15 protein-coding genes and 1 pseudogene are annotated in these 14,721 nt (G+C 64.1%); 6 read left to right on the top strand and 10 right to left on the bottom strand.

What is annotated here, in order from left to right:
* Positions 1-334: 334 nt before the first annotated feature.
* Positions 335-1,469: pseudogene (locus AC0L3H_RS25220) on the bottom strand (IS481 family transposase).
* A 236-nt stretch (positions 1,470-1,705) separates the two neighbouring features.
* Between AC0L3H_RS25220 and AC0L3H_RS25225 the strand changes: the two are divergent.
* Complete coding sequence (locus AC0L3H_RS25225) at positions 1,706-2,542, top strand: metallophosphoesterase family protein (protein ID WP_473587263.1); 837 nt, start codon at positions 1,706-1,708, stop codon at positions 2,540-2,542.
* A gap of 11 nt (positions 2,543-2,553) precedes the next feature.
* Here AC0L3H_RS25225 and AC0L3H_RS25230 read toward each other — a convergent pair whose 3' ends face one another.
* Positions 2,554-2,922 (bottom strand): hypothetical protein, encoded by a 369-nt coding sequence (locus AC0L3H_RS25230; RefSeq protein ID WP_473511267.1) that lies wholly within the window; start codon positions 2,920-2,922, stop codon positions 2,554-2,556.
* Between AC0L3H_RS25230 and AC0L3H_RS25235 the strand changes: the two genes are divergently transcribed.
* Together AC0L3H_RS25235 and carB are read left to right on the top strand one after the other, a co-directional pair.
* Positions 2,909-3,706, top strand: coding sequence for an SH3 domain-containing protein (locus AC0L3H_RS25235; RefSeq protein ID WP_473587264.1), 798 nt, complete (start codon positions 2,909-2,911; stop codon positions 3,704-3,706). The genes AC0L3H_RS25230 and AC0L3H_RS25235 overlap by 14 nt on opposite strands.
* Positions 3,707-3,965: 259 nt before the next feature.
* Complete coding sequence (carB, locus tag AC0L3H_RS25240; RefSeq protein WP_473587265.1) at positions 3,966-7,463, top strand: carbamoyl-phosphate synthase large subunit; 3,498 nt, start codon at positions 3,966-3,968, stop codon at positions 7,461-7,463.
* Positions 7,464-7,581: 118 nt separating this feature from the next.
* Here the strand turns inward: carB and AC0L3H_RS25245 are convergent, their stop codons facing one another.
* Both AC0L3H_RS25245 and AC0L3H_RS25250 read right to left on the bottom strand, forming a co-directional pair.
* Entirely contained in the window at positions 7,582-8,046 is a 465-nt protein-coding gene (locus tag AC0L3H_RS25245) for a hypothetical protein (protein ID WP_473587266.1), read from the bottom strand.
* Positions 8,047-8,436, bottom strand: coding sequence for a DUF6152 family protein (locus AC0L3H_RS25250; protein ID WP_473587267.1), 390 nt, complete (start codon positions 8,434-8,436; stop codon positions 8,047-8,049).
* A 352-nt stretch (positions 8,437-8,788) separates the two neighbouring features.
* Between AC0L3H_RS25250 and AC0L3H_RS25255 the strand changes: the two genes are divergently transcribed.
* A complete protein-coding gene (locus AC0L3H_RS25255) occupies positions 8,789-9,109 on the top strand; it encodes a DUF1476 domain-containing protein (RefSeq protein WP_287347017.1) in 321 nt (106 codons plus the stop codon).
* Positions 9,110-9,242: 133 nt separating this feature from the next.
* On the opposite strand, the gene AC0L3H_RS25260 is transcribed toward AC0L3H_RS25255, so the two are convergent.
* The 5 genes from AC0L3H_RS25260 to AC0L3H_RS25280 all read right to left on the bottom strand — a co-directional run bounded on the left by AC0L3H_RS25260 (position 9,243) and on the right by AC0L3H_RS25280 (position 12,918).
* Positions 9,243-9,998, bottom strand: a complete 756-nt coding sequence (locus AC0L3H_RS25260; RefSeq protein ID WP_473495650.1) for a DUF4142 domain-containing protein — start codon at positions 9,996-9,998, stop codon at positions 9,243-9,245.
* Between the two features lie 75 nt (positions 9,999-10,073).
* A complete protein-coding gene (locus AC0L3H_RS25265) occupies positions 10,074-10,817 on the bottom strand; it encodes a DUF899 family protein (protein WP_473587268.1) in 744 nt (247 codons plus the stop codon).
* Between the two features lie 154 nt (positions 10,818-10,971).
* On the bottom strand, positions 10,972-11,403 hold the full coding sequence (locus AC0L3H_RS25270; RefSeq protein WP_473587269.1) for a lysozyme inhibitor LprI family protein: 432 nt from the start codon (positions 11,401-11,403) through the stop codon (positions 10,972-10,974).
* 157 nt (positions 11,404-11,560) lie between these two features.
* Positions 11,561-12,049 carry a GNAT family N-acetyltransferase gene (locus AC0L3H_RS25275; protein WP_473587270.1) on the bottom strand — a complete coding sequence of 163 codons (489 nt, stop codon included), beginning with the start codon at positions 12,047-12,049 and terminating at the stop codon, positions 11,561-11,563.
* A 5-nt stretch (positions 12,050-12,054) separates the two neighbouring features.
* On the bottom strand, positions 12,055-12,918 hold the full coding sequence (locus AC0L3H_RS25280; RefSeq protein WP_473517851.1) for a transglycosylase SLT domain-containing protein: 864 nt from the start codon (positions 12,916-12,918) through the stop codon (positions 12,055-12,057).
* Positions 12,919-13,097: 179 nt separating this feature from the next.
* On the opposite strand from AC0L3H_RS25280, the gene AC0L3H_RS25285 reads away from it, so the two are divergent.
* Positions 13,098-13,667, top strand: a complete 570-nt coding sequence (locus tag AC0L3H_RS25285; RefSeq protein ID WP_473587271.1) for a methylated-DNA--[protein]-cysteine S-methyltransferase — start codon at positions 13,098-13,100, stop codon at positions 13,665-13,667.
* Between the two features lie 11 nt (positions 13,668-13,678).
* Here the strand turns inward: AC0L3H_RS25285 and AC0L3H_RS25290 are convergent, their stop codons facing one another.
* Complete coding sequence (locus AC0L3H_RS25290) at positions 13,679-14,005, bottom strand: hypothetical protein (protein ID WP_128186443.1); 327 nt, start codon at positions 14,003-14,005, stop codon at positions 13,679-13,681.
* Positions 14,006-14,335: 330 nt separating this feature from the next.
* Between AC0L3H_RS25290 and AC0L3H_RS25295 the strand changes: the two genes are divergently transcribed.
* Positions 14,336-14,548: a cold-shock protein gene (locus AC0L3H_RS25295; protein WP_023678332.1), complete on the top strand. Its 213-nt coding sequence runs from the start codon at positions 14,336-14,338 to the stop codon at positions 14,546-14,548.
* Positions 14,549-14,721: the final 173 nt, after the last annotated feature.

Consider the following 14,721-nt stretch of genomic DNA (forward strand, 5'->3'; position numbering starts at 1 on the left):
CACGATCGACCATCCGAATCATCTCCCTCTCTTCCTTACCCCCGGAATCATCAATCCGATTCTGTGCAAAGGCCTCCGTGTAGCAGGCAGGGCAATCGCATTTTTGATTCTTGCGAAGGTGGCCCCCACCCTAACCCTCCCCACAAGGGGCAGGGAACGCCGCGCGGCGGACACGCCAACGTCACCGCTGAATGCCACGCCAAATTTTTGCAGAACTTGACGCACACAACCAACTATCAGCGCCAGCGGAAGTCTCCCTCCCCCCTTGTGGGGCCTGTTTGGACCGGAGACATCGCGAACAGGTGTGCGAGGACATCGCGAACAGTTTGCCATCCTATCGAGCAAGGGCATTGAGGTCGATGGTCTCTATTTTCTGATGTCTGAACCAGGCGTCGAAGACGCCGTCGGCAGCGGTTGGGCGAAAGGCGACGGGCTTTCCGGCGAAGGCCCTGCACAGGCGCACGCTGTGGCCGAGAATGGAGACGAAGCCCATGCTGCTGAACGCGGCGGATGAGATCGTCCTTGGCATAGTCGAACGGCTCGACGAGGGTTTCGCGATACTGGCGCTGCGAGACGCGGTAGCGGTCGAGCGGCACGGCGCCGCCAAGCGCGTCGTGCGGACGCTCGGTGTTGTAGACGTGACGCCAGCGATCGAAGGCGTCCTGGGCCTTGGGGAGATCGGCAAAGGGCGGTCCCTGCAGCGCTTCGGCTTTGAGCGAGCGATGGAAGCGTTCGTCCTTGCCGAGCGTCTGCGGGTGGCAAGGCCTGGAATGGCTGACGGCGACGCCGGCCTCGATCAGCCAGACGGTGAGCAGCGTGAAATTGTTGCGGCCGCCGTCGCCCCACGACGGGCCGTTGTCGGTGGCGATACGCCACGGCAGGCCGTAGCGGCGGAAGGCGGCGATCAGCCGGGTCTTCACGGTTGCTGTGGTCTGGTCGGCGCAGGCCGACAGCGCGATCGAGAAGCGCGAATGGTCGTCGAGCACAGTGAGCGGATGCAGCCGGCCGCCACGCAAGGCGACGTGGCCCTTGAAGTCCATCTGCCACAGATCGTTGGGAGCTTCGTGCTCGAAGCGGATGAAGGGCTGGGCCCCGCCGCCCAGCGCGCCCAGCTCGATGCCGTTGCGGCGCAGGATGCCGGTCACCGTCGAGGCCGCGGGCGTGCCGATGCCGTCGCGGGCGATGACGCGCGCGATCTTGCGTCCACCCCAAGCCGGATGCGCCGCACGCACCGAAAGCGCAGCCGCTTCCACCTCCGGCGCGCACTGCGCCGGGCTCGATCGCGGCCGCCGCGACTGCTCGGCCAGTCCTGCCTCGCCCTCGCTCCAGTAGCGCAAAAGCAGCTTGTGGCCGCACGTCCGTCCGATGCCGAAGCGCCGACACAACGCGCTCACATTCGCCCCCTCCGCCGAGGCCAGCCTCACGAACTCCAACTTCTGCTTCATCGCACTTCTGTCCTTGAATGGCATCCCGAACCCCCTCGCGCACAATGCGCAAAACTGTTCGCGATGTCCTCGCACACCTGTTCGCGATGTCTCCGGTCCAAACAGGGCCTTGTGGGGAGGGTTAGGGGTGGGGGTACATCGTAGAGCGAAAGCCTCGGCTTTCCAGCTGCGATAGCCCTGGTGTAACAGAGGAGAGCAACCAAAGTCCTGCCAGGTCCGCCCTTCCCGACGCGTCATTCGTCGACCCAACGGAGCTTCCCATGCGCATTGCCGTTCTCGCCGATATCCACGGCAACATCCTCGCCCTGGACGCCGTGCTCGACGATCTGCGGCAGCGCGGTGGTGCTGACCTCATCGTCAATCTCGGCGATTGCGTCTCCGGCCCGCTCTGGCCGCGCGAAACCATGGAGCGGCTTGAAGCGCTCGCCCTGCCGACAGTTCGCGGCAACCACGACCGCCGCGTCGCCCGCGATACCGCGGATGAAGCCATGTGGCCGTCCGACCGCTATGCGCAGGAACGGCTGACATCGGTCCAGCGCGAGGCACTGTTGGCCTTGCCCCTCACGCTGGAGATCGCCCCAGCCGTGACCGCCTTTCATGCCCGACCCGACCATGACGAAAAATACCTTACCGATACGATGGCCGACGGCCGGCTGGCGCGCGCGCCGCTGGTCGCCATCAAGCGGCGGCTGGCCGCGCTCGATCCCGCTTGCCGCATCGTGCTGTGTGGCCACAGCCACCGCAGCGAACTGATCCGTATCCCCGACGGCCCGGTGGTCTTCAATCCGGGCAGCATCGGCTGCCCCGCTTATGGCGACGACACGCCACCGGCGCATGTCTCCGAGCAAGGCTCTCCGCATGCACGCTACGGCATCGTCGAATTGGGTGGGCCGGGCCGCTTCGAAGCCATCGCCGTCGACTATGACCATGAGGCGGCAGCGCGGCAGGCCGAACAGGCGGGACGGCCGGAATGGGCCTACGCGCTGCGCACCGGATTTATGTCCGGCATGAACGCGGTTACGCGTTCATGCCGTCCGGCTGAACGAGGCACGAGTTCATGCCGCCCGACTGAACGCAACGCGTTCATGTCCGACTGAACGCAACGCGTTCATGTCCGGCTGAACGCAACGCGTTCATGCCGCACGCTGAGCTTGCTCATGCCGTGGACCGAACACCATTCCCCAGCCGCATTTTCCGGCTTACATAGCGCCATGTCGTCGCTTATAAAATCGTCCTGGAATGCGGTGGCGATTCGGTGCCTGGCCGCGCCTTCGGAAATGCTTCTATCGCCCACGGCCAAAATGATGAGGCGCACAGTTACGCTCCGGACGACGCTGCTGATTGCCGCCCCTCTCCTGCTGACGGCGCTGCTGCCGGCCAGGGCCGAGGAGGCGCCTTTCGTCTCCATCGTGACCGACCTTGCTCCGGGCGATCTCCTGAACGTCCGCGCCTCGGCATCGGCGATGGGCAAGATCAAGGCTCGGCTGCCGAATGGCACGAGCGTCAACAATCTCGGCTGCAACGACGTCAATGGCTATCGTTGGTGCAAGGTCGCAGAAATTGACAACCCGCAACTGGCGGGATGGGCTCCCGCGCGCTACCTGAACCCCGAGAATCCGGCGGCAGTTGCCGAGGTGGATATCGAGGCGACCGGCGAAAGCACGGCCGTTGCAGCCGGCGACTCGAACCCGGCAACTGCAGATCAGCCGCCGCCGGACCTGACGGCGCGCCTGGATGCGACCGGTCGCGAACCCACGATGACTGCCGTTGAGGCAATCGGCAGGGCGGCCATCGAGGATGCTTACCGCCTGGCGCTTTTTGCCAGCGAAAATCCTTCGGCCGGCGAGACGCAGGCGCCCGCGGCAGCGGACAAGCCCATCCGCAATCGCGCCGCCAATGCGGCGCCTCCGGCCAACGCACAAACCGTTGCGCGGCTGCAGCCGCCAGGGCGGCCCGCGCCGGCGCTGGGTGCCCGCAACGAGATTCCTTGTGCGCGCCATGTCGGCCAGCCGATGACCAGTTGCAAGGCAGGCGTTGCCCACACGGGCGACAAAGCCGAGATCACCGTGACCTGGCCCGATGGCGGCACCCGGGTCATCAGATTCCAGGCCGGTCGGCCCGCCGGCTCGAACGCATCAGGCGAGTTCCGCTACACCCGCGAGGGCAGCCTGAACATCATCCGTGTCGGCGTTTCCGAACGCTTCGAGATCACGGATCAGTTGGCGCTGGGGGATTGGTGGCTAAGGGGAATTGGGCAGTAGGGCAGTAGGGCAATATGTTTAAAGGGCGCTCGAACCACTGCCCTACTGCCCTACTGCCCTACTGCCCTACTGCCCTACTGCCCTACTGCCCTACTGCCCTACTGCCCTACTGCCCTACACTCCGCATTTTAGGGGGTTACATCCGGCAAAACTCTTCCCTATAAGGCCCTCCTAGCCTGATACCAGAATCGCGAGCACAACCGGCCGGGTCTTCCCGTCCGGTTTTTCGTGCAAGCCGCCTGCCGAACGGACCCTCGATATGCCAAGACGCACCGACATCAAGTCGATCCTGATCATCGGGGCCGGCCCCATTGTCATCGGTCAGGCCTGCGAATTCGACTATTCCGGCACCCAGGCCTGCAAGGCGCTCAAGGAAGAGGGTTTTCGCGTCATCCTGGTCAATTCCAACCCGGCCACCATCATGACCGACCCGGAACTGGCCGACGCCACCTATATCGAGCCGATCACGCCGGAAGTGGTGGCCAAGATCATCGCCAAGGAGCGGCCGGACGCGCTGCTGCCGACCATGGGCGGCCAGACCGCGCTCAACACCGCCCTGTCGCTGCGCCGCATGGGCGTGCTCGAGCGCTACAATGTCGAGATGATCGGCGCCGACGCCACGGCAATAGACAAGGCCGAGGACCGGGCGCTGTTTCGCGAGGCGATGAAGAAGATCGGCCTGGAAACGCCAAAATCGATGCTGGCCAACGCCACCGACGTCAAGAATGCCGACCGCAAGACGCATGAGGCCGAACGCGCCGCGCTGAAGGCCGAGAAGCCCGAAAACCTCGACGCCGCGCTCGACGCGCTCGAAACGCGCTGGAACCTCGGCGAGGGCGACCGCAAGCAGCGCTACATCAGCCATGGCATGGCGATCGCCGCACAGGCGCTCGACCATGTCGGCCTGCCCGCCATCATCCGCCCGTCCTTCACCATGGGCGGCACCGGCGGCGGCATCGCCTACAACCGCGCCGAATTCTACGAGATCGTCCAGTCCGGCCTCGACGCCTCGCCGACCACCGAAGTGCTGATCGAGGAAAGCGTGCTCGGCTGGAAGGAGTACGAGATGGAGGTTGTCCGCGACAAGGCCGACAACTGCATCATCGTCTGCTCGATCGAAAACATCGACCCGATGGGCGTGCACACCGGCGACTCGATCACCGTCGCCCCTGCCCTGACCTTGACCGACAAAGAGTACCAGATGATGCGCAACGCCTCGATCGCGGTGCTGCGCGAGATCGGCGTCGAGACCGGCGGTTCCAACGTGCAGTTCGCCGTCAACCCGGCCGACGGGCGCCTGGTGGTGATCGAGATGAACCCGCGCGTCTCGCGCTCGTCGGCTCTCGCCTCCAAGGCGACCGGCTTTCCGATCGCCAAGATCGCGGCGAAGCTCGCCGTCGGCTACACGCTGGACGAGTTGGAGAACGACATCACCGGCGGCGCGACGCCGGCCTCGTTCGAGCCGTCGATCGATTACGTCGTCACCAAAATCCCGCGCTTTGCCTTCGAGAAATTCCCCGGCGCCGAGCCGGTGCTGACCACTGCGATGAAGTCGGTCGGCGAGGTCATGGCCATCGGCCGCACTTTTCAGGAATCGCTGCAGAAGGCGCTGCGCGGACTGGAAACCGGCCTCACCGGCCTCGACGAGATCGAGATCCCCGGCATCGGGCACGGCGCGGCCAGCCACGCCGACGACCGCAACGCCATCCGTGCTGCCCTCGGCACGCCGACGCCCGACCGGCTGCGCATGGTGGCGCAGGCGATCCGCATGGGCACCTCTCTGGAAGACGTGCACGCCATGTGCAAGATCGACCCGTGGTTCCTCGAACAGATCGCCGGCATCCTCAACATGGAAGCCCGCATTCGCGAGCACGGCATTCCCGAAGACGCCGCCAATCTGCGCATGCTGAAGGCGATGGGTTTCTCCGATGCCCGCCTCGCGTCCCTGGTCAGGAAAGACGTCGAAGAGGTTCAAAAGATACGCGAAAAGCTCGACGTTCATCCGGTTTACAAGCGCATCGATACTTGCGCCGCCGAGTTCGCCTCGCCGACCGCCTACATGTACTCGACCTATGAGGTGCCCTTCGCCGGCGCGCTCGCCAACGAGGCGCAAGTCTCGTCCCGGAAAAAAGTCGTCATCCTCGGCGGCGGCCCGAACCGCATCGGCCAGGGCATCGAGTTCGACTATTGCTGCTGCCACGCCGCCTTTGCGCTGCGCGACGCCGGCTTCGAGGCGATCATGGTCAACTGCAACCCGGAGACGGTGTCGACCGACTACGACACCTCGGACCGGCTCTATTTCGAGCCGCTGACGCCGGAGGACGTTTTGGAGATCCTGCGCGCCGAGCAGGCGTCGGGCGAGCTGGTCGGCGTCATCGTCCAATTCGGCGGCCAGACGCCGCTGAAGCTGGCGGATGCGCTGGAGAAGGCCGGCATCCCGATCCTCGGCACTTCGCCCGACATGATCGATCTCGCCGAAGACCGCGACCGCTTCCAGAAGTTGTTGCACAAGCTCGGCCTCAGCCAGCCGAAGAACGGCATCGCCTATTCGGTCGAGCAGGCCCGCCTCGTCGCCGGCGAGCTCGGCTTCCCGCTGGTGGTGCGCCCGTCCTATGTGCTCGGCGGCCGCGCCATGCAGATCATCCACGACGAAAGCATGCTGCAGTCCTACCTGCTCGACACCGTGCCCGGCCTGGTGCCGGAGGACATCAAGCAGAAATACCCCAATGACAAGACAGGCCAGATCAACACACTGCTGGGCAAGAACCCGCTGCTGTTCGACACCTATCTCTCGGGCGCCATCGAGGTCGATGTCGACTGCCTTTGCGACGGCAAGTCGACCTTCGTCTCCGGCATATTGGAACATATCGAGGAGGCCGGCATCCATTCGGGCGACAGCGCCTGCTCGCTGCCGGTGCACTCGCTGCCGTCGGAGCTCGTCGACGAATTGGAGCGCCAGACGGCCGCACTTGCCCGCGCGCTCAATGTCGGCGGCCTGATGAACGTGCAGTACGCGATCAAGGACGGCACCGTCTATGTGCTCGAGGTCAACCCGCGCGCGTCGCGCACCGTGCCCTTCGTCGCCAAGACCATCGGCCGCCCCATCGCGAAAATTGCCGCCCGCATCATGGCCGGCGAGAGCTTGGAAGACGCCTTCGCCCATTACGGCGCCATGCCCGACCCCAGAAATCCCGGCCATATCGCGGTCAAGGAAGCGGTGTTCCCCTTCGCCCGTTTCCCCGGCGTCGACATCCTGCTCGGGCCGGAAATGCGCTCGACCGGCGAGGTCATGGGCCTCGACCGCGACTTCGCGCTGGCTTTCGCCAAGAGCCAGTTGGGAGCGGGTGTTGATCTCCCCCGCGCCGGCACGCTGTTCGTTTCGGTGCGCGACGAGGACAAGAAGGGCATATTGGCGGCGGTCAAGCGCCTCGCCGGCCAAGGTTTTAAAGTAATGGCCACCTCGGGCACCGCCCGCTTCCTCGCCGAGAACGGCGTCGCCGCCGAGAAAATAAACAAGGTGCTGGAAGGCCGCCCGCACATCGAGGACGCCATCCGCAACCGCCAGGTGCAGATCGTCTTCAACACCACGGACGGCCAGAAGGCGGTGTCGGACTCAAAATCGCTGCGCCGCGCCACGCTGATGCAGAAGGTGCCGTATTACACGACGCTCTCGGGTGCTGCGGCAGTGGCGGAGGCGATCGCGGCGCTGCGGGCGGGGAACCTGGAAGTGCGCCCGCTGCAGGAGTATTTTGCCTAGGCGATTAGCTGATCTTCCCCCCAAGTGAGGGAGATGGCCGGCAGGCCAGAGGGGGGCGCTGTCCCGCCAACGCTACAGCACCCTGATCCGTCCAGAGCACGCTGTGCCGAGCCCCGCCTCAGTTAAGAAACCCAATGAACCGTCCGGCGAAAAGCACGGACGTCCACAGCACCAACGACAGCACCGCCAGCACAGGAGCGACCCCGCCGGCCGGCTCGTCACCGCCTTTTGCGTGGCGCATGAAGGTGAGAAAATTGGCGACGGCGAGGAGTATGAGCGTCATCTTGGTGAGAAAAATCGGCATCGCCGCATACTCCCTCGCCCTGACTGAAAAGAGCAGCGACCCGGTGACAAGCGCGCCGGCGAACGCGGTAAATGCGGTGCGGCGCAGCAGCGTGACGAACGGCACGTACTGCAGCGAGCGGAAGGCGCCGAGGATTCGGAGGTCCATGAGCCAGATGCTGGTCAGCAGCGCGCCGATCGACATGATGTGCAGCGCATTGACTATGGGATAGGCGACGAAGGAGGCCTTCAGCCCCCTTACGATGGCGAGTTGCTCGATGCCGGCGAGGAACTCGTCCATTCAAGCCGGCGGCACGCGGTCGGGGTAGACATCATAAGCCTTACCGTTGACGATGACGCGGGCTGCTTTCATCCACTTCTCGGTCTCGTCGCGCGAGCGGTGGCCGATCGCGGTCACCTCGTCGCCGACCTTGGCGACCTCCTCGGTGAAGCCGGCGGCAATGGTACGGGACGGCGGCGCCAAATCCACCCGCCAGGCCTCGCCCTCTGCGTCGACATCCAATGTGGCGTGCGGATTGCCGATATAGATGGCTGTGATCTTGCCCCGGAGCTCAAAAAACCCATCCTGGGTCCACGACCAGCCGTGATGGGCGTAAGCTGCGGTGCCAGCGGCAAGGATCACTGCCGCTGCCAGCGTGACGCTCCGAATCCCGTTGAAAGGTGACTGCATCGCTCGCCTCCTCGGCTCATCCCGCAAATCGAGAGTAGGTCACGGCGCGGCAACGTCAAATCACATCGATGCGAAGGCTCTGGCACGGCGAGAAGATCGGTGCGAACATCGTCGGCGACGGCCGTTATGGACAGTTCGCCTAGTCACCGCCCGATCGATCGCCGGCGGCGGATGAGGGGCGGCACCAACATCGACAATTGGCTGGTCGAGCGCCAGCTCCCGAAGCGTTTGCCCTGCGGAATGAACGGTCCGGTCTTGCTTATGACATCCATGCACGCCATGTTCGGCCCCTACCGCCGCTCTTCTTCTCCACCGGATGAAGGTCGGAGACTCAACCTGAACGAGGCAGATTATGAGCAGTATGAGAGACCGTCAGGAAGGCTTCGAAAAGAAGTTTGCGATGGACGAGGACACGAAGTTCAGGGCCATGGCGCGCCGCAACAAGCTGCTCGGCCTATGGGCCGCCGAAAAGCTCGGCAAGTCAGGCGAGGACGCCGACGCCTATGCGAAAGAGGTGGTGCGCGCAGACTTCGAAGAGGCCGGGGACGACGACGTATTGCGCAAAATACGCGCCGATTTCGACGCGGCGGGCGTCGCCCAGACGGATGTTCAGATTCGCGGCGTCATGAACGACCTGCTGGCGACGGCGGTCGAGCAGATCAAAAACAGCTGAGAGAGCGCCAACTTTAAGCGCGACGTGACGCGCTTTAAGTTCTCGTTTATGCGTTTCCCAAAACCGCTGCGCATCTCGGGTCAGGCCCAGGGTCAGGCCCGAGGGCATGCGTTTGGGTGACGACATGCATTAGTTAGCTGTGGGCTGCCACCAGATCCTTTAGGCGCTCTTCGTGCATCCGCAGCGTCGGTAGCGTCTTCTTGGCGAATTCCTTCAGCGCCGGGTCTTCACCCGACTGCGCATAGGTTGAAAACAGCGCTAGCGCCTGCTTGTGCGCCTCGGTCTGCAGGAGGATGAATTTCGCCTGGAATTCATCGCCATCAAGGTTCTTGAGCTGGTCCAGCATCGCCTGGTCTTTCGGCAGCAAAGCCGGGCCGCTCGCTGTCACCGAGGCCGTGATCTGGCTCTGTTCGAGAGCTGCCTTGAAATCCTCGCCAGCCTTGGTGTGATCCCTGACCATCAGCGAGGCGAAATCCTTCACATCGGCGGCGACATTCTTTTGTTCGGCCAGCTTGCTGCTTTCAATCTCGAACCGGTTGGCGCTGGGGACGGTTCTGGAGAAGGTCTCGGTGTCGATCTTGGTTTGGCCGACAGCAGGTATATCGGCCGGCGTGGCGGATTGGGCTAGGGCCGCCGGCGCGCCGGCAAGCAAGGCGACCATGGCAAGCGTGAGATTTGTTTTCACAGGAAATCTCCGAGTTTGTGATCCTCGGAGAGTCCAACGCGACACCAGCGGCGAAGTTGCGCCTTCCTTCTCTCCTTTGTGGGAGAAGGTGGCCGAGCGAAGCTCGGTCGGATGAGGGGTGTTCCAGCTTGGCGGTACACTTGATGGAGCAGCCATCAGCGCAGAGACGGTGCACATTTGCCAACGCCTCATTTCTTCCAGCACCCCTCATCCGTCTCGGCGCTACGCGCCGATCCACCTTCTCCCACAAGGGGACAAGGGGAGAAGGCAAGGACCCACTCAGTGGCAGCACGCGCCGTTATATTGCAACTGCTCGTCCCAGGTCGGCCGGCCCTCCGGTGTGAAATCCATCAGGTTCCACAAGGGCTCGCAAGTGCCGATGGCGCGCGGGTCCTGACCGGGTTCGGACGGCGCGAAGCCAAGCTCCGAGCTCCAGAAATGCCGGATGCCGTCGGCGTCGCGATGGAATACCGAAAGCATCGGCAACTGCGCGCCGTCGTCGGCCTCGGCGTGGTAGTCGCGCTTGAAGCTGTTGCCGGCCGACGAGAGCAGCCGCATGTTCGTCCAGCCGCGATCGCGGCCAAGCGTGATCAGGTTTTCAAGCGCGGTCTTGCCCACAACCGCGAAATTGAAGCCGGCGGCCTCGAGATGGCCGATGGCGCCGTCGAACTGGTCGAGCAGCGCCGTGCAGGACGGGCATGGCTGGTCGGCCCGCGCGAGCTTGGCCGTGCCGCCGCTTGTCGCCACGTCGCGCGTCTCCTGCGGGTGGCGCGGAAACATCATCGAGTAGACGATCAGCGTGTCCTTGCCGGGTGAAAACAGCTCCGACAGTTTTATGCGGGCCGGCTTGCCGTCGGCGCCAAGCCCGTCGAACACATAATCCTGAGGCACCAGCCCGCCCGGCGGCAGTGCACGGCGGGCGACGGCCACATCCTCCATGGCGCGGCGCAGCTCGATTTCCTTTTGCAGCAGAGTTTCGCGGGCGGCGCGATATTCAGCGGATTCGTTGGGAAAGGTGATCATCGTCATCTCCATCAGCCGTGCTTGTGGCGGCGCGCGCCCTATGCGGCAGCGCACCTTGCCTCTCAAGGACGCATCGCGAAGCAGGGTTCCGACATTTTGCGCGCCTAACTCGGCGATAAGGCCTTAACGGCTCCGTCTTAGCCAGCGACAGAGACTACTGCGGCGGCACTGGGCAGCTCGTATCGCCCTCCTGGCAGTTGAGATAGCCCTGAAAATCCTTCAGCCTGATGTTGGTGAGGCTCGCCTTGCAGCCGGCTATGACCATCGGATACATGCTGCCTGCCATATCGGTCGGGCCGCCCTGGAAAGCGCATTCGGCATCGCGAAAGGCGACCCAGGCGCGCTGCGCGCCGACCAGCAGCTTGTTCGTCGCCGCGTCGTCCTTCAGCCTGCCCTCGATCTGCCTGTAGGCGTGGTTGAGCTTCTTGTCGGCTTCGGTGAACGACTTGCCGGCGCATTCGTTCATGGTCGCCTGGTCCTGTGCGTCGGCGCAATCGTCGGCGCGCGCGATGCCCGCAAGAAGCGGAAGGGCGAGGATCACCAGACCGGTTTTGGCCAAACTGGTTTTGAAAAGTAAAAGCCGCATCGTGTTTCTCCGGTTTCGGTCGAGACCCCGCCCGCGGCACGAAAGCCGCAGGATCGCAGCTTAACTTCTGAACGGTTGCCGGCAAGATGCAGCCTGCCGCCTTGGTGGACACTTCGTTTCCGCACAATGCTCGCTGATCGGCTTCGCCAACCGCTCCTCACCCCGCCCAGTCGACTTCGAACATCCCCAGCCGCTCGTAAAGCCTGACCGCGGCAGCATTCTCAACCGTGTTGGTTTTGAGATCGACATGCGCAGCGCCGCGTGCGTGAAAGGTGGTGAAGACGTGCCACATCAGCGCTTCGGCAATGCCTCGGCCGCGCGCCTCGGGGTGGACGGCAAGGTCTTTCACGAACGCCCTCGTCCAGCACAGTGCCGCGCCTGCCAGCCGACCCTTGCTGTCGATGACCAGGAAACACAATGTAGGGTCGAATTCCGCGTCGCTTGAAATACGCGGCCACCATTCGTCGAACGGCCCGTCGGCGCCATCGTCGAAGACGGTGGTCAGCAGCGTATGCAAAGCCAGCGCGTCGGCGGCCTCAAAACCGCGCATGACGAAACCTTCCCGCCAGCGCGGCGGGGCGAGCGTGTCGTCGAGGATCTTGCGCAGCCTTATGTCGTTCGGCGCCGGCGGGCGCGGCTCAGGCATGGCGTTCAGGCGTCGGGCTGCAGGCGACGCCGACTGCGGTCGCGGCCCAGGCCGGTTTGTTCCAGCATGCCCTTGCGCTTGGCGTCGTAATAATAGCCGCTCTGGTAGAGCCGATCGGCGCGCTTGGCGTTGCCGCCGGCCACCAGCCAGGCGCCACGCAGATATTTCACAGCATATTTCAGATTGGTCTCGGCGTCGAACAACCCGCTCGCCGGCCCGTCATAGCCCATGCCGCGCGCCGTCGCATGCTTGATCTGCATCAGCCCCCAGTGGCCGCGATTGTAGGCCTTGGGATTGAAGGTGCTCTCGCGCTTAACGACGCGGCGCACCAGATCGACCGGAACCTGATAGAGGACGGCATATTTCTCGATCAGCCGCTCGATCTCGCCGCGCGGTCCCGCGGAATACTGTTTGGCAGGGCTGGTCGAAAGCAGGGCGGACGGATTCTCAGGCAGGGTGTAGGCGACCTGCTGGACGCCTGGCATCGTCTTGCCTGTCTCGCCGGTGACCGGCATCGCAACGGCGGCGGTCGCATAGACAGGCGCTGTGCCGGCTGGCGCGGCATCGGCCGTCATGACTGAAGGTGCAGTTGCGGCCAACGGGGTCGGGCCGGCAAAGGCCGCTGGCTGGGCGGGGGTCGCGGCGGGGTCGACGGCCAGCGCCGCGGTCTGGACAGGCGTGACGCCGGACGATTCCGGCAGCACCGAAACCGTGTCGGGCAGCGCCAGCGCATAGCCGGCGTCGCTACCAGCTGCGGCGGTTTCAGTCAGGGAAGGCACGGCCTTGGTCTGCGCGGTCGAAGTGCAGCCGCTGAGACCGGCCGCAGCGAGCATCACGCCGATCGCGGAAAAGATGATTTTTGCTGGCAAGCCGCGCTCGGGTCCGGTTCGTCTGTTAAGAAGTCCTTACACCAGCGGCTTTCCCCCGGCAATCCGCAGCCAGTTGGGATTTCCAATGGTTTTCGGGTGGCAACAGACCCCTGAGAATGCGATATCTCGTTCTCGATATGTACTGGATTGCCGTTCGTTCCCAGGGAAAGGAGCACATCATGGAAGACACCTCTCAAGCCATCGCCGGCCACGCCGTCTTCGAAACCGTGATCGGCTTCATCGGCATCGCCTGGAGCGAGGCCGGGCTGACGAGGCTTTGCCTGCCCCAGCGCAGCCGCGACGCCGTGGAACGGCGGTTGCTGCGCCATGCCGGCAACGCCGCTTCGAGCGCCCGACCGCAATGGGTTGCCGAGCTGATCGCGTCGATAAAGGCCTATGCCGCCGGCGAGGACGTGGATTTCTCCGGTGTGCCGGTCGATCTCACCGGTGTCGACGATTTCCGCCTCGCAACCTACGACGCGGCGCGCAAGCTCGCCTATGGCGAGACCACCACCTATGGCGAACTGGCCAGGCGCGCCGGCCATGCCGGGCTGGCGCGAGAGACGGGCGCCGCGCTCGGCGCCAACCCGGTGCCGCTGGTCATCCCTTGCCACCGCATTCTTGCCGCCGGCGGCAAGATCGGCGGTTTTTCAGCGCCAGGCGGCTCGACCACCAAGGAGAAGATGTTGACGATCGAAGGCGTGCGCGTCGGTCCGCCGCCGCCGGCGCAGGTCTCTTTTGGATTTTGAGGCCGGCATTGCTAGTCCGGAAAGATGCGCCGGCGGAAATGCCGGTCTGTTTCCACGCGCTTGCACTTGTAGACGATGCAGGAGTTGGTATCGGCGCTCGGCACCGAAGCGCGTGCCCTGACCTCGCCCATGTTGCAGAAACTCTGGCTCCGCACATAACGGTCGTAGAGCGGCAGCCCCGGCGTGCGCGTCGACTGATAACGCAGGATGACGGCGCCTTCCCGTGCGATCGTCGCGCGCACCGTGCCACAGCTCATTCGGCTCGGGTCATAGCGCGAGATCGCCTGCGCCTCGGCGGCGACCAGCGTCAGGCAGGCGGCAAACAGGACAGTTTTCATGGTCCTCTCCCCAAACAGGACCGGACGCTCGGAGGCGGCACGATCCCTTCCCCGCAGCGTGCGATAGGCCATGCGACCCGGCGCAACGCCCGACGCTGCAACGCTTTCACGCGATTGGGGCGGCCATTGGGCAGCGCCGCATCAACGCCTTTTTTCGTGCAGTCTTGTTTTTTGCGGAGAAGCGGACTATATGAGGTCCATTGATATTTCGGCCGATCGATCCGGGCCTCGCGATATTCGCGTTTGCTGACGTCTATCCCCAAAATCTCGATACAAACCGGCTGGACTTCGGTTCAGTCAAGCTAAAGCAAACGTATAAGGACTATCGAAATGGCAACAGGTACGGTCAAGTGGTTTAATTCCACCAAGGGTTTCGGCTTCATCCAGCCTGACAGCGGCGGCGCGGACGTTTTCGTCCACATCTCTGCAGTCGAGCGCGCTGGGCTGTCGACCCTGGTCGAAGGCCAGAAGATCAACTTCGAGATCGAGCAAGACCGCCGCACTGGCAAGTCGTCCGCTGGATCTCTGAGCAAGGCAGCCTGATTTTGCGAATGGCGCGCGCCGGGCGATAGCTCGGGGCGCGCGGCAAGTCACGGATGTACTGACGGTCGCGCGAGAAGCGCGCCGGAGCGGAAAGAACCCGACAAGCCGAAGCAGCAGATTGCTGCCGGCCCGGCCAAAGCGCTCCCGATCAGGCTACCAAGCATGGGAAGGCG

It is taken from the genome of Mesorhizobium sp. WSM4816 (genome assembly GCF_055811535.1).